At 56.0% G+C, this 16,612-nt stretch carries 11 protein-coding genes; 3 read left to right on the forward strand and 8 right to left on the reverse strand.

Translation table 11 applies throughout. The features are described from left to right. Window positions 1–59: 59 nt before the first annotated feature. Window positions 60–749, reverse strand: a complete 690-nt coding sequence (locus V1572_RS20665; RefSeq protein ID WP_395299548.1) for an N-acetylmannosamine-6-phosphate 2-epimerase — start codon at window positions 747–749, stop codon at window positions 60–62. Then, window positions 749–2,308, reverse strand: coding sequence for a PTS transporter subunit EIIC (locus tag V1572_RS20670; protein ID WP_063436634.1), 1,560 nt, complete (start codon window positions 2,306–2,308; stop codon window positions 749–751). The genes V1572_RS20665 and V1572_RS20670 overlap by 1 nt, the downstream gene beginning before the upstream one ends. A 165-nt stretch (window positions 2,309–2,473) precedes the next feature. Here V1572_RS20670 and V1572_RS20675 point away from each other — a divergent pair, with 165 nt between their 5' ends. Then, on the forward strand, window positions 2,474–3,298 hold the full coding sequence (locus tag V1572_RS20675) for a MurR/RpiR family transcriptional regulator (RefSeq protein WP_032675434.1): 825 nt from the start codon (window positions 2,474–2,476) through the stop codon (window positions 3,296–3,298). 358 nt (window positions 3,299–3,656) lie between these two features. Then, the gene (locus tag V1572_RS20680; RefSeq protein WP_262797171.1) at window positions 3,657–4,766 is read left to right on the forward strand and encodes an SDR family oxidoreductase; all 1,110 of its coding nucleotides are present in this window, start codon (window positions 3,657–3,659) and stop codon (window positions 4,764–4,766) included. Window positions 4,767–4,820: 54 nt separating this feature from the next. Here the strand turns inward: V1572_RS20680 and eno are convergent, their stop codons facing one another. The 5 genes from eno to rlmD all read right to left on the reverse strand — a co-directional run bounded on the left by eno (window position 4,821) and on the right by rlmD (window position 12,502). Then, on the reverse strand, window positions 4,821–6,119 hold the full coding sequence (gene eno, locus V1572_RS20685) for a phosphopyruvate hydratase (RefSeq protein WP_024909267.1): 1,299 nt from the start codon (window positions 6,117–6,119) through the stop codon (window positions 4,821–4,823). Between the two features lie 82 nt (window positions 6,120–6,201). Then, the gene (pyrG, locus tag V1572_RS20690) at window positions 6,202–7,839 is read right to left on the reverse strand and encodes a glutamine hydrolyzing CTP synthase (protein ID WP_032648095.1); all 1,638 of its coding nucleotides are present in this window, start codon (window positions 7,837–7,839) and stop codon (window positions 6,202–6,204) included. A 223-nt stretch (window positions 7,840–8,062) separates the two neighbouring features. After that, entirely contained in the window at window positions 8,063–8,854 is a 792-nt protein-coding gene (gene mazG, locus V1572_RS20695) for a nucleoside triphosphate pyrophosphohydrolase (RefSeq protein WP_032675437.1), read from the reverse strand. A 66-nt stretch (window positions 8,855–8,920) separates the two neighbouring features. Continuing rightward, window positions 8,921–11,152 (reverse strand): GTP diphosphokinase, encoded by a 2,232-nt coding sequence (gene relA / locus V1572_RS20700; RefSeq protein ID WP_008499628.1) that lies wholly within the window; start codon window positions 11,150–11,152, stop codon window positions 8,921–8,923. 51 nt (window positions 11,153–11,203) lie between these two features. Beyond that, window positions 11,204–12,502 carry a 23S rRNA (uracil(1939)-C(5))-methyltransferase RlmD gene (gene rlmD / locus V1572_RS20705; protein ID WP_395299549.1) on the reverse strand — a complete coding sequence of 433 codons (1,299 nt, stop codon included), beginning with the start codon at window positions 12,500–12,502 and terminating at the stop codon, window positions 11,204–11,206. A gap of 57 nt (window positions 12,503–12,559) precedes the next feature. On the opposite strand from rlmD, the gene barA reads away from it, so the two are divergent. Then, a complete protein-coding gene (gene barA / locus V1572_RS20710; protein ID WP_048029196.1) occupies window positions 12,560–15,319 on the forward strand; it encodes a two-component sensor histidine kinase BarA in 2,760 nt (919 codons plus the stop codon). Between the two features lie 89 nt (window positions 15,320–15,408). On the opposite strand, the gene V1572_RS20715 is transcribed toward barA, so the two are convergent. Then, window positions 15,409–16,548 carry a glycerate kinase gene (locus V1572_RS20715; RefSeq protein WP_395299550.1) on the reverse strand — a complete coding sequence of 380 codons (1,140 nt, stop codon included), beginning with the start codon at window positions 16,546–16,548 and terminating at the stop codon, window positions 15,409–15,411. Window positions 16,549–16,612: the final 64 nt, after the last annotated feature.

Here is a 16,612-nt window from a genome sequence, read left to right on the forward strand (position 1 = left end):
AAGGGGATAAACGATAAGTATCGCAGATCCCCGCCGGATGGTCATGCTCCATCGGTGCTTTACGCGCCAATCGCCGCCATAAACCGTTCCGTGATTTGCTGTGGACGGGTGATCGCGCCGCCGACCACCACCGTATGCGCGCCCAGCGCCAGACACCTGGCCGCACGTTCAGGCGTATCCACGTTGCCTTCGGCAACCACGGGCACCGTCACGGCCGCCAGCACCGCTTTCAGGAACGCGCAGTCGTTGTCAGGCAATACATGGCCCGCGGTTTCCGCCGTGTAGCCGTAAAGCGTGGTGCCGACGCAGTCGAAGCCCAGCGCCTGCGCCGTCACGGCTTCCTCCACGGAGGAGATATCCGCCATCAGCAGCACCGCGGGATAGCGTGAGCGGATGCGCGAGACCAGCGTTTCCAGGGATTCTCCGCCGGGACGTTCCCGCGCCGTCGCATCAAGCGCAATGATGTCCGGCGAGACGCTCATGAGCTCATCCACCTCTTTCATTGTCGCGGTGATAAACACCTCACTTTCAGGATAATCCCGTTTGATGATGCCGATGACCGGCAAAGACACCTGCTGCTTTATGGCCTCAATATCCGCCACGCTGTTGGCGCGAATAGCCGCGGCCCCGCCCTGTGCCGCCGCCAGCGCCATTCTCGACATAATAAACGGGCTGTGCAGCGGTTCATTTTCCAGCGCCTGACAGGAGACGACCAGTTTTCCCTTCAGGGTATCCAGTACAGTTTTCATTACGATAAGATCTCTTCCACTTCGTTTTTGATAATCGTGACGTGCGGGCCATAGATGACCTGAACGCCGTTGCCGCGCACGATAACGCCGCGCGCCCCGGTGGCTTTCAGCGCCGCGTCATTCACTTTGCTGCCGTCTTTAACCGTGACGCGAAGACGCGTGGCGCAGCAGTCCACCTCGTCCAGATTGTCTTTTCCGCCTAATCCGGCGATCACCGCAGCAGCGCGTTCGTTTTGCGGCAGACTGACTTCGTCAGCCATCGCCTCCTTTTCCCGACCCGGCGTCGCGAAATCAAAGCGGTTAATCAGATAGCGGAAGGTAAAGTAGTAAAGGAAGAACCACGGTACGCCGACCAGCGGAACGAACATCCAGTTGGTTTTGGCCTCTCCCTGCAAAATGCCGAACAGCACGAAGTCGATGAAACCGCCGGAGAAGGTTTGCCCGATGGTGATATGCAGCATGTGCGCGAGCATGAATGCCAGCCCGTCAAACAGCGCATGGATGACGTAGAGTACCGGCGCAATAAACAGGAACGAGAATTCGATAGGCTCGGTGATCCCCGTCAGGAACGAGGTTAACGCCGCAGAAAGCAGCAGTCCGGCAACGCGTTTTTTGTTCTCGGGTTTTGCCGTGTGGTACATCGCCAGGCACGCCCCGAGCAGGCCAAACATCATCGTGATAAAACGCCCGGACATGAAGCGTGACGTGCCCTCATAGAAATGTTGCGTGTTCGGGTCAGCCAGTTGAGCGAAGAAGATCCGCTGCGTGCCTTCCACGAGGTGTCCGTTGACGATTTCACTCCCGCCAAGCGCGGTGGTCCAGAAAGGCAGATAGAAGATGTGGTGCAGACCGAACGGGCCCAGCATGCGGAGAATAAAGCCGTACAGCAGGGTGCCCAGATAGCCGGTCGCATCCACCAGCCCGCCCAGACCAAAAATCAGCTTCTGGAAATGCGGCCAGACCACGGTCATGAGCGCACCGACGAGTATCGCCGCCAGCGAACTGATAATAGGAACAAAGCGCGAGCCGCCAAAAAAGCCCAGGAACTGCGGAAGCGCAATTTTATTAAACCGATGATGGAGCGCGCAGGTCACCAGCCCAATCACCACGCCGCCAAACACGCCGGTTTCCAGCGTCTGAATACCCAGCGTCATGCCCTGCCCCACGGCCCCCGGGTTCTCATGCGCCAGTTTGCCGGTGAGGATCAGCAGCGCGTTGATGGTGGCATTCATCACCAGAAACGCGAGTAACGCCGCCAGACCCGCCGTGCCCTTATCGCTTTTTGCCAGCCCGACGGCCACCCCAACGGCAAACAACACCGAGAGGTTCGCAAACACGATGGAGCCTGCGCTGCTCATGATGGTGAAAATGGCCTGCAGCCAGCTCACGTCTAAAAACGGATAGGCTGCCAGCGTGTTGGGATTCGATAGCGCGCCGCCTATCCCCAGCAGCAGACCCGCCGCAGGCAACACGGCAATCGGCAACATAAAGGATTTGCCAAAGCGCTGCGCTTTTTCAAACCATCCTCCTGAAGAAGCCCCACTGAATATTTGCATCATTTTTTCATCCCCTTATTAAGCGATGAAAATTTTTACCATATAAATATTTAATAGTGAAAATTATCATCAAAAACCAGGACGACGATCATACTTTTTCAAAATGACTGGCATCTTTCCCCCGCTTTCCGCCACACTAGTCGCAGAGAAACGCATTAAGGATCGAGCATGTCAGACCATGAAAACCTGCTGCTGAAGCTACGCCAGGAGGCTTCCGGGTACAGCCCAACACAACAAAAACTCGGTGAGTTTGTCCTCAGCGATCCAGCCCGGGTGCTCTACCTGACGATCACCGAGCTGGCGCGCGAGAGCCACACCAGCGAGGCCAGCGTCACGCGTCTTTGCCGGACGCTGGGCTGCAAGGGCTATAACGAATTTAAAATGGCGCTTGCGCTGGATATTCAGCAGGGTCAGCCCGCGCGTCAGGCGGGGGATGAGATTGATAACGTGGTGGATGAGTCGGTGCAGGCATTGCAGGATACCGCCAGGCTTCTTGACCGCGCGCTGCTTGAAAAAGCCGCGCTGGCGCTGCATCAGGCGCAGTCGGTGCAGATTTATGGCGTTGCGGCCAGCGCGATCCTCGGGGAGTATCTCCATTACAAGCTGTTGCGTCTGGGGAAACCCGCACAGCTGTTTAGCGATATGCACCGCGCGGCCATGAATGCGACAACGCTTTCAAAAGAGACCCTGGTGGTGGCTATCTCCAGCTCGGGTTCAACGCGGGATTTACTCCACGTGGTGAAGCTTGCCCGCAAACGTGGCGTTAAGGTACTGGCTCTCAGCAATACGCCCCGCAGCCCGCTGGCGTCCCTGAGCGACATGCAGCTGGTGGCCGCCAAGCCAGAGGGGCCGCTTAGCGCGGGCGCGCTCAATGCTAAGGTTGGGGTCATGCTGCTGGTCGAGCTGCTGACTACGTCCCTGATTGCGCTGGATGGTCATTACGGCGACGTTAGCCAGCAAACAGCCAGCGCCACGCTTCCCCTTTTGCTCTGAAAATCATTCGCAGGCTAAATAAAACAGCCTGCGTCTTGTGTCGTCTGATTTACGTTAAGGGGGGGTTAAATCATTTATCCGGTAAATGTTTGGTGTAACAAAGTATTATATTTATTACATTTTGAATTAAGCTAACCACCTGGTGGCCAAGTCATAAAAAACACTAAAATCAACAGATTAAAATATTAATTTTAATAAATTGAATTTTTACCCAACCTGTAATGTCCAATATCTCCACCTGATTTTCTTTCCTTAAAATAAGCTTAAGACGCCATTGATTTCGGCGTTTTATTATTTAAATGCCGTTTACTTTTGCCCGCCTACAATCCGCCTCATCAATCATAATGAGACGGTATTAATGAAGATGTTATTGATTACAGGCGTGACCGGATTTCTGGGCGGTGCAGTACTGGAAAAAATACTCACCAGCGATCAACCCGTAAAACTGCTTTTGCTCGCGCGTGCCAGCGATCCGCAGAGCGGGCTGGAGCGCGTGCTGGAGAACATGCGCAAGTTCAACGTTCCTGAGGACAAACTGGCCTCTCTGAATGTGGATAATATCCTGATTGGCGACCTCAGCCAGCCTGAAGACTTCCTGAACGATCCCCGTCTGGATCGGGTCACGCATGTCGTGAACTGTGCGGCTGTCGCCTCATTTGGTAACAACCCGCTCATCTGGAAGGTCAACGTTGAAGGGACGCTGGCGCTGGCGCGCCGTATGGAGCAAGTCTCAGGACTGCAGCGTTTCCTCCACGTGGGTACGGCAATGTCATGCACGCCGGAGCAGGATTCCCTGGTCGCCGAAAGCGCCGAATTCAGAGAGAATGCTGAACACCTGGTGGAATACACTTATTCGAAGTCAACCATCGAACAGCTGATGCGCCAGAAGTGTCCGAACCTGCCGCTGCTCATCGCCCGTCCGTCCATCGTTGTCGGCCATACCCGCCACGGCTGCACGCCGTCGAGCAGCATTTTCTGGGTCTTTAGCATGGGCCTGATGCTGCAGAAGTTTATGTGCTCCATGGAAGACAGGATCGACGTTGTTCCGGTGGATTATTGCGCCGACGCGCTGTTAATGCTGCTGAACAGCAACGCGCGTCCGGGGGAAGTGGTACACATTTCTGCCGGTGAAGAGAATAGCGTTCGCTTTGCGGATATCGATCAGGCGATGGCGCAGGCGCTGGAGAAAGCCCCCGTCGGGGATAAATATGCGCAGGTTAGCTACGAAACGCTGGTCAGAATGCGCCGCGAGTTGAAAACGATTTTTGGCCCGTGCAACGAACGTCTGATGCTAAAAGCCATGCGGTTATACGGTGCGTTTGCCACGCTTAACGTGCGCTTCAGCAACGATAAGCTGCTGAGCATGGGGATGCCGAAGCCACCCCGGTTTACGGATTATATCGCCCGCTGCGTGCAAACCACCCAGGGGCTGACGATCCCGGAGCAAATGGCGGTCGATTTTAAATAGCCAAAAAAAAATGCCAGTCATTCGACTGGCATTTTCATTTTAAGGCGTAGGCAATTATGCCTGACCTTTGATCTCTTTACGACCGTTGTATGGTGCTTTTTCGCCCAGCGCTTCTTCGATACGAATCAGCTGGTTGTATTTAGCAACACGGTCAGAACGGCTCATAGAACCAGTTTTGATCTGGCCTGCAGCGGTACCCACAGCCAGGTCGGCAATGGTAGCGTCTTCAGTTTCGCCAGAACGGTGAGAGATAACCGCGGTGTAGCCAGCGTCTTTCGCCATTTTGATCGCAGCCAGCGTTTCGGTCAGAGAACCGATCTGGTTGAATTTGATCAGGATGGAGTTAACGATGCCTTTCTCGATGCCTTCTTTCAGGATCTTGGTGTTGGTTACGAACAGGTCGTCACCCACCAGCTGGATTTTGTCGCCCAGTACTTTAGTCTGGTATGCGAAGCCAGCCCAGTCAGACTCGTCCAGACCGTCTTCGATAGACACGATTGGGTACTGTTTGGTCAGGTCTTCCAGGAAGTGAGTGAACTCTTCGGAGGTGAACGCTTTGTTGCCTTCGCCAGCCAGAACGTATTTACCGTCTTTGTAGAATTCAGATGCTGCACAGTCCATCGCCAGGGTGATGTCTTTGCCCAGCTCGTAGCCTGCAGCTTTTACTGCTTCTGCGATAACAGCCAGTGCTTCTGCGTTAGAACCCAGGTTTGGCGCATAGCCACCTTCGTCACCAACAGCCGTGTTCATGCCTTTAGCTTTCAGAACTTTAGCCAGGTTGTGGAACACTTCAGAACCCATACGTACCGCTTCTTTCAGGGATTTCGCGCCAACTGGCTGAATCATGAATTCCTGAATATCAACGTTGTTGTCTGCGTGCTCACCACCGTTGATGATGTTCATCATTGGTACAGGCATGGAGTATTTGCCTGGGGTGCCGTTCAGTTCAGCGATGTGCTCGAACAGTGGCATACCTTTCGCAGCCGCAGCCGCTTTGGCGTTTGCCAGAGAAACAGCCAGGATTGCGTTCGCACCGAAGTTAGATTTGTTTTCAGTACCGTCCAGATCGATCATGATCTTGTCGATGCCAGCCTGGTCTTTGGCGTCTTTGCCAATGATTGCCTGAGCAATAGGACCGTTTACAGCGCCAACCGCTTTCAGTACGCCTTTACCCAGGAAGCGAGATTTGTCGCCATCGCGCAGTTCCAGCGCTTCGCGGGAACCGGTAGAAGCACCTGATGGAGCAGCAGCCATACCAACGAAACCACCTTCCAGGTGAACTTCGGCTTCAACGGTCGGGTTACCACGGGAGTCGATGATTTCACGACCGATGACTTTAACGATTTTGGACATTAGATTTTCCTCAGTACAAGTTAAACTAAAACTCCAGACAAACAACGCGTACCAAAGGTACGCGTTGCCGTTCTAACTTTTTTTACTTCGCCTGACGCTTCTGGTAGTCGCTGGCGGCCTTCACAAAGCCTGCAAACAGCGGATGCCCGTCACGTGGCGTTGAAGTAAATTCCGGGTGGAACTGGCAGGCGACAAACCACGGATGGTTTGGCACTTCAATGATCTCGACTAACTGATCATCCCCGGAGCGTCCCGCAACACGCAGGCCCGCGGCTTCAATAGGTTTCAATAACATGTTGTTGACTTCATAGCGGTGACGATGGCGCTCGGTGATGACCGGCTCGCCATACAGCTTGCGAACCACGCTATCGTCAGTCAGCTGGCAGGCCTGTGCGCCAAGACGCATGGTGCCACCCAGATCGCTCTTCTCGGTACGGACTTCGACGTTACCTTCTTCGTCACGCCATTCGGTGATAAGCGCCACAACAGGGTACTTACAGTCTGGCACAAATTCCGTAGAGTTCGCGTTTTCCATTCCCGCTACGTTGCGCGCAAATTCGATCAGCGCAACCTGCATACCCAGACAGATGCCGAGGTATGGAATATTGTTTTCACGCGCATAGCGCGCGGTGGCGATCTTGCCTTCTACACCACGGTAGCCGAAACCGCCAGGGATAAGAATAGCATCCAGATCTTTCAGGATTTCAACGCCACGCGTTTCAACATCCTGCGAATCAATCAGCTTGATGTTCACGGAGACACGGTTCTTCAGACCACCGTGTTTCAGCGCTTCGATCACGGACTTATAGGCATCCGGCAGCTCGATGTACTTGCCGACCATACCGATAGTCACTTCGCCTGCCGGGTTGGCTTCTTCGTAAATAACCTGTTCCCATTCAGACAGGTTGGCTTCCGGACAGTTCAAGCTGAATCGTTTACAAATATAATCGTCCAGGCCCTGAGATTTCAACAGGCCCGGGATTTTATAAATGGAATCGACATCTTTCATTGAAATAACGGCTTTTTCAGGCACGTTACAGAACAATGCAATTTTCGCACGTTCGTTCGCCGGCACCGCACGATCGGAACGGCAAACCAGGATGTCTGGCTGAATACCAATGGAGAGCAGCTCTTTAACAGAGTGCTGAGTCGGTTTGGTTTTCACTTCACCTGCAGCGGCCATGTACGGCACCAGCGTCAGGTGCATGAACAGCGCGTGTTCACGGCCAATGTCTACCGCCAGCTGACGAATCGCTTCCAGGAATGGCAGGGATTCGATATCACCCACGGTACCGCCGATTTCAACCAGCACCACGTCGTGGCCTTCGCCACCCGCAACAATGCGTTCTTTGATGGCGTTAGTGATGTGCGGGATAACCTGAACGGTTGCACCCAGATAATCACCACGGCGCTCTTTACGCAGAACGTCGGAGTAAATGCGGCCGGTCGTGAAGTTGTTACGACGGGTCATTTTGGTGCGGATGAAACGCTCGTAGTGGCCAAGATCCAGATCGGTTTCAGCGCCGTCTTCAGTAACGAACACTTCCCCGTGTTGGATTGGGCTCATGGTGCCCGGATCGACGTTGATGTACGGATCCAGTTTCATCATGGTCACATTGAGGCCACGGGCTTCAAGAATGGCTGCGAGGGAGGCTGCGGCAATGCCTTTACCCAGAGAGGATACGACCCCGCCGGTCACAAAAATATAGTTCGTTGTCATGCTGAACCTGAGAAGTTAGGGTGAAACGATGGAATAACCAGGACGGGAAAGTAGTATACCCGAACACGGCGAGCGCCACAAACTTTCATTCTCCGTCTCCATTCCAGGCCATGACAAACTTAAGGAGTGAGAAAATAGCCCCTTTTGGGTAAATGTTTTTGACGCAAATCAAGCGCTTGTCATTTAAAAAATCACACAAATTGCGCTTGATCGCAAAATTTCGTTAGAGATCAGATTCCTGGCGCTTTACTTCCTGCCAGACTTCTTCCATCGCGTCGAGGTCAATACCGGTCATTTCCAGGCCTCGTGAGGCGACAATCCGCTCTACTTCGCGAAAGCGGCGTTCGAATTTCAGGTTGGCTTTTTGCAGTGCCGTTTCCGCTTTTACACCCAGGTGGCGAGAAAGGTTGACGGTCGCAAACAGCAGATCGCCCATCTCTTCCTCAAGCTTTGCTTCATCCACCACCGCCTGCTGCGCTTCGTGCATGACCTCATCTATCTCTTCGTGCACTTTATCCAACACCGGGCCGAGGGAGGTCCAGTCAAACCCCACCGCGGAGCAGCGTTTCTGGATTTTGTGCGCGCGCATCAGCGCGGGCAGGCTCAGCGGGATATCATCCAGCGCGGAGTGCTGGGATTTTTCTGCCCGCTCTGCACTTTTGATCTGCTCCCAGCGGGCCAGCACTTCGGTGCTGTTTTCTGCGGTGGCGTCACCAAAAATATGGGGATGACGGCGCTCAAGCTTGTCGCTGATGGCAGCGCAAATATCGTCAAAGTTAAAGCGCCCTTCTTCCTGCGCCATCTGCGCGTAGAAGACCACCTGGAACAGCAGATCGCCCAGCTCGCCGCGCAGGTCGTCAAAATCTTCACGGGAAATGGCGTCCAGCACCTCGTAGGTCTCTTCAAGGGTGTACGGGGCGATGGTGGCGAAAGTCTGCTCTTTGTCCCACGGGCAGCCGTTTTCCGGGTCGCGCAGGCGCTTCATGATGCCGAGCAGGCGGTCGATTTGAGTCATAGTTCTGTCCTGATGAAAAAATGCCGGGGGGCGGCGTTGCCTTACCCGGCCTACGGAAGAGGATGTTTAGCCGCCGTGCAGACGACGCGCGTCAATCACATCCGGCACCTGGTTCAGCTTGCCAAGCACGCGGCCCAGCACCTGCAGGTTGTAGATTTCGATGGTCATATCGATGGTGGCAAGCTGCTCGCGGGTATCGCTGCGGCTGGCGACGCCCAGCACGTTGACCTTCTCGTTGGCGAGAATGGTCGTAATGTCGCGCAGCAGGCCGCTGCGGTCGTTGGCGGTAACGCGCACCACCAGCGAATAGCCAGCAGAATAGCTTTCCCCCCAGACCGCTTCCACGATGCGCTCCGGCGCATGGGACTGAAGCTCGGCAAGCTGGTCGCAGTCGGAACGGTGAATCGAAATTCCGCGCCCCTGGGTGATAAAGCCGACGATATCATCCCCTGGGATTGGCTGGCAGCAGCGAGCAATGTGGTGCATCAGGTTACCGACACCTTCGACCACCACACGGCCGTTGTCCTTGCTGCGCTGCTGCGGCGCGTAGGTTTTCTGCTGCAACTGCTTCAGCGCCGCCGCGTCCTGCTCTTCCGCGCTTGGCTTATTGAACTGCGCCTGCAGGAAGTTCACCATCTGATTCAGACGAATATCACCGCCGCCAATGGCCGCTAACAGCTCATCAAGCTCGTTGAAGTTGTAGCGCGGCAGCAGGAATTTCTCCGCCTCTTTCAGGCTGATTCCGATATGCTCCAGCTCGTCGTCGAGGATCTGACGACCGGCAAGGATATTCTTGTCACGATCCTGTTTACGGAACCAGGCGTGAATTTTCGAGCGTCCGCGGCTGGTGGTGACATACCCCAGGTTCGGGTTAAGCCAGTCCCGGCTCGGGTTCGGCTGCTTCTGGGTAATGATTTCAATCTGGTCACCCATCTGCAGCTGATAGGTGAACGGTACGATACGCCCGCCAATTTTCGCCCCGATGCAGCGGTGCCCCACATCGCTATGGATGTGGTAGGCAAAATCGAGCGGCGTAGAGCCGGCCGGCAGGTCAACAACGTCCCCTTTCGGCGTAAAGACATACACCCGATCGTCAAAGACCTGGCTGCGCACTTCGTCGAGCATCTCGCCGGAATCGGCCATCTCTTCCTGCCACGCAATCAGCTTACGCAGCCAGGCAATGCGGTCTTCGTGGCCTGAACGCGCCCCGCCGGACGTGCCTTCTTTGTATTTCCAGTGCGCGGCAACGCCCAGTTCGGCATCTTCATGCATCTGTTTGGTGCGGATCTGAATCTCGACCGTTTTACCGCCCGGGCCAAGCACCACGGTATGGATAGACTGATAGCCGTTCGGTTTGGGGTTGGCGACATAGTCATCGAACTCATCGGGCAGATGACGGAAGTGCGTGTGCACTATCCCCAGCGCGGCGTAGCAGTCCTGCAAACGCTCCGCCACGATACGCACGGCGCGCACGTCAAACAGCTCGTCAAAGGCGAGGTGTTTCTTCTGCATTTTGCGCCAGATGCTGTAGATGTGTTTTGGTCGACCGTAGACTTCGGCGCGCACGTTCTCTTCTTTCATCGCCTGACGCAGGCCACCGACAAACTCCTCGATATAGTGCTCGCGATCGATACGGCGCTCGTGCAGGAGTTTGGCAATCCGTTTATATTCCGCCGGGTGTAAATAGCGGAAGCAGTAATCTTCCAGCTCCCATTTCAGCTGACCAATCCCTAAGCGGTTCGCCAGCGGCGCATAGATGTTTGTACACTCTTTGGCGGCCAGCACGCGCTCGTCTTCTGGCGCATCCTTCACCTCTCGCAGGTGGGCAATACGCTCGGCCAGCTTGATGACCACGCAGCGGAAATCATCCACCATGGCCAGCAGCATCCGGCGAACGTTATCGACCTGCTCTGAGGAGACGGAATCGGTGTGCGCGGCTTTAAGCTGGCGGATAGCCGCCATATCGCGTACGCCGTGGATCAGCGCGACGACGGATTTCCCGACGCTGTCGCGCAGCACGTCTTCGCTGACCACGTCCGCATCCGCGAGGGGGAAGAGCAGCGCGGCCTGCAACGTTTCGATGTCCATGTTCAGCATGGACAGGATTTCAACCATCTCCACGCCGCGCCACAGGAGAAGATCGGCGTCGGGATGCCCCTGCGTGGTGCGCAGACAATAGGCCCAGGTTTCGGTTAAGCGTTCACACGACTGCTGGCTGGAAATTCCCAGACTTGCGATCCATTTTTGTGGGTCAAACTCCCCAGCTTTATTGAGATGTGCACTTCTTACCGCAACCATTGTCCTCTCCTTTAGGGACCAGGGCCTGTCGAAGTCGACAAGCCAAACAAATTAGATGTGCTCGAACAACACCATCGATTCCAGATGCCCAGTGTGCGGGAACATGTCCAGCATTGCCAGACGCTGAATCTGGTAACCCGCGCTGAGTAATGCCTCGCTGTCCCGGGCAAGCGTTGCCGGGTTACAGGAAACATAGACCACACGCTTCGGCGCGAGTTTAATAATATGTGCCATCACGCCCGGGGCACCGGCACGTGCCGGGTCGAGCAAAATTTTATCGAAGCCCTGCTTTGCCCACGGCTGTTGGGTGACATCTTCCTCAAGATTTTGATGAAAGAATGTCACATTTTGCAAGCCGTTCTGCCGCGCGTTCTCCTGCCCTTTCGCCACCAGCGCCTCAACGCCTTCCACGCCCACGACGCTGGCCGCTTCTCGCGCCAGCGGCAGTGTGAAGTTGCCCATTCCGCAGAACAGATCGAGCACCCGGTCGCTTTTCTGAACATCCAGCCACGCCAGCGCTTTCGCCACCATCTGCTGGTTAACGCCATCATTGACCTGAATAAAATCCCGCGGACTGAACGTTAAGCGTAGCCCGTTTGACGCATACCAGGGCGCCTCACCGGTAACCTGTTCAAGTATCTCGCTTTGTGGTGCAAGGAAAAGCGCCAGGTCGTGGGAATGCGAAAAGCGTTCCAGTTTTTCGCGATCTTTTTTCGACAACGGCGCGGTATGGCGCAGCACCATCAGCGGGCCATTGTTTGCCATGACCAGTTCGACATGCCCAAGATGGCGAACGCCGTCCAGCCCGGAGAGGCAGATGCGCACTTCCGGAAGCAATGCCTCAAGATGGGGCACCAAAATGGGGCACTGCTTCACGTCAACGATGTCGCTGGAGCCGGCCTTGCGAAACCCCATCTCCAGCCGCTCCGTTTTTGGCTGATAGCTGAGGCTCAGGCGTGCGCGACGACGATAGCCCCAGGGCGCATCGGCAAGAATTTCGTTAACGTCATGTTTAAGCAGACGCGACAGCGCGCGGCTTTTGCTTTTTTGCTGTAATTCTGTGCTCGCGTGCTGTTGCTGGCAGCCGCCGCACACGCCAAAATGAGGACAGCGGGGCGCCACACGCTCCGGGCTATCGTTGAGGCGACGCTTAACCAGCCCGCGCGCAAACTGGCGTTTATCTTCCGTCAGCGTAATTTCTGCTCGTTCTGCTGGCAGTAAACCTGTTATAAACAGAGCCTTACCATTGTGGCGTGCCACTCCCTGACCAAACGGATCAAGGTCCGTGGCCTCAACAGTGATGATTTGACGCGTCGTCACGCGTCGCTTTGCAGAGTAGAATTGCGCCATCGCCGAGATTTTTCTCACATAAACATAATTATCTTAATTGTCCCATAACGGAACGCCATGACCAACTACAGCCTGCGCGCGCGCATGATGATTTTGATCCTCGCCCCCACCGTTCTCATCGGTTTGCTGCTGAGTATCTTCTTTGTGGTGCACCGCTATAACGATTTGCAGCGACAGCTGGAGGATGCAGGCGCCAGCATTATCGAACCGCTTGCCGTCTCCAGCGAGTACGGCATGAACCTGCAAAACCGCGAATCCATTGGGCAGTTAATCAGCGTACTCCACCGCCGCCACTCGGACATCGTACGCGCCATTTCCGTTTACGACGAACATAACCGCCTGTTTGTCACCTCGAACTTTCATCTCGATCCGGCAGCCCTGAAGATCCCGGACGGTACGCCGTTCCCGCGTCACCTCACCGTACTGCGGCGCGGCGATATCATGATCCTGCGCACGCCGATCGTGTCGGAGAGTTATTCCCCCGATGAGTCTGCGCAATCCGACGCCAAATCCAGCAATAATATGCTGGGATATGTGGCGCTGGAGCTGGATCTCAAGTCGGTCCGGCTACAGCAGTACAAAGAGATTTTCATCTCCGGCGTGATGATGCTGTTCTGCATCGGCATTGCGCTGATCTTCGGCTGGCGCCTGATGCGCGACGTGACGGGTCCCATCCGCAACATGGTTAACACGGTTGACCGCATCCGCCGGGGACAGCTCGACAGCCGTGTGGAAGGGTTTATGCTGGGCGAGCTGGATATGCTGAAAAACGGCATCAACTCGATGGCGATGTCGCTGGCGGCCTATCACGAAGAGATGCAGCACAACGTTGACCAGGCGACGTCCGACCTGCGCGAAACGCTGGAGCAGATGGAGATCCAGAACGTTGAGCTGGATCTGGCGAAAAAGCGCGCTCAGGAAGCGGCGCGTATTAAATCGGAATTCCTTGCCAATATGTCGCACGAGCTGCGCACGCCGCTCAATGGCGTGATCGGCTTTACCCGTCTGACCCTGAAAAGCGAGCTGAATCCTACTCAGCGCGATCACCTGCACACCATTGAACGCTCAGCCAACAACCTGCTGGCGATCATCAACGACGTGCTGGACTTCTCCAAGCTGGAAGCGGGCAAGCTGATCCTCGAGAGTATTCCCTTCCCGCTGCGCAGCACGCTCGATGAAGTGGTGACGCTGCTCGCGCACTCGTCGCACGACAAAGGCCTTGAGCTGACGCTTAACATTAAAAACGACGTGCCGGATAACGTCATTGGCGATCCGCTGCGCCTGCAGCAGGTCATTACCAACCTTGTCGGGAACGCCATTAAATTCACCGAAAGCGGTAATATCGACGTCCTGGTAGAGAAACGCTCGATCAGCAGCAATAAGGTCCAGATTGAAGTCCAGATCCGCGATACCGGCATCGGCATTCCGGAGCGCGACCAGTCGCGTCTGTTCCAGGCGTTCCGTCAGGCGGATGCCAGTATCTCCCGCCGTCATGGCGGCACCGGTCTGGGGCTGGTGATCACCCAGCGTCTGGTGAACGAGATGGGCGGCGATATCTCTTTCCACAGCCAGCCAAATCGCGGTTCAACTTTCTGGTTCCACATTAATCTGGACCTCAATCCGAACGTGCTGACCGATGGCCCAGTGACGGACTGCCTGAAAGGCAAGCGTCTGGCCTACGTTGAACCTAACGCTGCAGCGGCGCAGTGTGCGCTCGACATCTTAAGCACCACGCCGCTGGAGGTGGTCTACAGCCCAACCTTCTCCGCTCTGGCCGTTGAGCATTATGACATCCTGCTGATGGGGATCCCGGTCACCTTCACCGGCGAGCTGACCATGCAGCAGGAGCGGCTGGCGAAAGCCGCGTCGATGACCGACTACCTGCTGCTGGCGCTGCCTTGCCACGCGCAGTTGAATGCAGAAGAGTTGAAAAATGACGGGGCCGCCGCCTGCTTGCTTAAACCGCTCACCGCGACCCGCCTGCTGCCCGCGCTCACGGAATATTGCCGTCTTAGCCAGCATGCCCTTCCGCTGATTAACGATGAGCAAAAATTGCCGATGAGCGTGATGGCGGTGGATGATAATCCGGCCAACCTGAAGCTCATTGGCGCATTGCTTGAAGACCAGGTTCAGCATGTTGAACTGTGCACCAGCGGCGCGCAGGCGGTTGAACAGGCTAAGCAGATGCAGTTCGATTTAATCCTGATGGATATTCAGATGCCGGGCATGGACGGCATCCGGGCCTGCGAGCTGATCCACCAGCTGCCGCATCAGCAGCAAACGCCGGTTATTGCTGTCACCGCGCACGCGATGGCGGGCCAGAAGGAGAAGCTGCTGAGCGCCGGGATGAATGACTATCTGGCAAAGCCCATCGATGAAGAGAAACTTCATAGCCTGCTGTTGCGCTACAAGCCGGGTCATATTGGCGGAACGTACACGGTTTCCAGCGAGCAGGCTGAGATAAGCGTTAATCAGAACGCCACCTTTGACTGGCAGCTTGCGCTGCGCCAGGCGGCAGGTAAACCCGATCTCGCCCGCGACATGCTGCAAATGCTGGTCGCGTTTCTGCCGGAAATTCGCAATAAGGTGGAAGAGCAGCTGGTGGGTGAAAACCCGGAAGATCTGCTGGACGCAATCCACAAGCTGCACGGCAGCTGCGGTTACAGCGGCGTACCGCGGCTGAAAAACCTCTGTCAGTTGCTGGAGCAGCAGCTGCGTGCGGGCACGCCGGAATCGGAGCTTGAACCGGAGTTCCTGGAGCTGCTGGATGAAATGGATAACGTGACGCGCGAAGCGATGAAGGTGTTGGGGAGCTGAGGTAAAAGCCCGGTGGCGCTCCGCTTACCGGGCCTACAGGTGCACTAGCGTAGGCCGGGTAAGGCGAAGCCGCCACCCGGCAATCACAGCTAAAATGCCTGCCCCACTTTCAGCACCGCCGCGATATTTCTTGCGGCCATCCTGACGTTCTCGCCGGCATTTTCCAGCGCGTCTTCCAGCGAGCAGATGGTGTAGATCACGCTAAACACCGCATCAATGCCGTGATCATGTACCACGCCAACGTCCGACGTCAGGCTGCCCGCAATGCCGATAACGGGTTTGTTAAAGCGTTTCGCCACCTTCGCCACCCCTACCGGGACTTTGCCGTGGATCGTCTGGCTGTCAATACGGCCTTCACCGGTGATCACCAAATCCGCATCGGCCACCTGGTCGGCCAGGTGTAGCGCATCGGTCACGATCTCAATGCCCTGACGCAGTTGCGCGCCGCAAAAGGCGTAGAGCGCCGCGCCCATGCCCCCCGCCGCGCCGCCGCCAGCAAGGTTTAGCACATCAATATCCAGGTCCCGGGCAATCACGCTCGCATAGTGCGCAAGCGCGTGGTCCAGGGTGACGATCATCTCGGGTGTGGCACCCTTCTGCGGGCCGAATACCGCTGACGCCCCGTCCTTCCCGGTAAGCGGATTGGTGACATCGCAGGCCACCTCAATCCGGCATTCCGCCAGGCGCTTGTCCAGCCCGCTCAGGTCGATACGCGCGAGTTTTCCCAGCTCGCCCCCGCCCAGCCCAAGAGGCTGTTCATTGTCATCCAGCAGCTTCGCCCCCAGCGCCTGCACCATGCCTGCGCCGCCGTCATTGGTGGCGCTGCCGCCAATGCCAATAATGATATGCTTAACGCCCGCATCCAGCGCGTGACGAATCAGTTCGCCCGTGCCCCAGGAGGTGGTTTTCAGCGGATTACGCAGCGAAGGTGCAACCAACTCCAGGCCGCTTGCCGCCGCCATTTCAATAAAGGCGCTCTGCTTATCTCCGGACAAGCCATAGAACCCCTCCACGCGCTCGCCCAGCGGGCCGGTCACCGGAACATGCACAATGCTTCCCTGCGTTGCTGCGATCATCGCCTCAACCGTCCCTTCGCCACCGTCCGCGACCGGCAGTTTCACATAAACCGCCTCGGGAAAGATCTCGCGAAAACCACGTTCTATCGCTGTCGCAACCTCAAGCGCACTCAAACTTTCCTTATACGAGTCCGGTGCGATAACAATTTTCATAAGCCATCCTTACGCATAGTCGTTACGTTAAGCATACACCACGTAAAAGACCGCTCATGGGAGC

The sequence above is a fragment of the Enterobacter quasiroggenkampii genome (assembly GCF_043972695.1).
GTDB classification, from domain to species: domain Bacteria; phylum Pseudomonadota; class Gammaproteobacteria; order Enterobacterales; family Enterobacteriaceae; genus Enterobacter; species Enterobacter quasiroggenkampii.

Bases quoted from the DNA above. Each gene is read 5' to 3' on its own strand.
- V1572_RS20665 (WP_395299548.1), bottom strand. From the start codon at position 749: ATGAAAACTGTACTGGATACCCTGAAGGGAAAACTGGTCGTCTCCTGT.
- V1572_RS20670 (WP_063436634.1), bottom strand. From the start codon at position 2,308: ATGATGCAAATATTCAGTGGGGCTTCTTCAGGAGGATGGTTTGAAAAA.
- V1572_RS20675 (WP_032675434.1), top strand. From the start codon at position 2,474: ATGTCAGACCATGAAAACCTGCTGCTGAAGCTACGCCAGGAGGCTTCC.
- V1572_RS20680 (WP_262797171.1), top strand. From the start codon at position 3,657: ATGAAGATGTTATTGATTACAGGCGTGACCGGATTTCTGGGCGGTGCA.
- eno (WP_024909267.1), bottom strand. From the start codon at position 6,119: ATGTCCAAAATCGTTAAAGTCATCGGTCGTGAAATCATCGACTCCCGT.
- pyrG (WP_032648095.1), bottom strand. From the start codon at position 7,839: ATGACAACGAACTATATTTTTGTGACCGGCGGGGTCGTATCCTCTCTG.
- mazG (WP_032675437.1), bottom strand. From the start codon at position 8,854: ATGACTCAAATCGACCGCCTGCTCGGCATCATGAAGCGCCTGCGCGAC.
- relA (WP_008499628.1), bottom strand. From the start codon at position 11,152: ATGGTTGCGGTAAGAAGTGCACATCTCAATAAAGCTGGGGAGTTTGAC.
- rlmD (WP_395299549.1), bottom strand. From the start codon at position 12,502: ATGGCGCAATTCTACTCTGCAAAGCGACGCGTGACGACGCGTCAAATC.
- barA (WP_048029196.1), top strand. From the start codon at position 12,560: ATGACCAACTACAGCCTGCGCGCGCGCATGATGATTTTGATCCTCGCC.
- V1572_RS20715 (WP_395299550.1), bottom strand. From the start codon at position 16,548: ATGAAAATTGTTATCGCACCGGACTCGTATAAGGAAAGTTTGAGTGCG.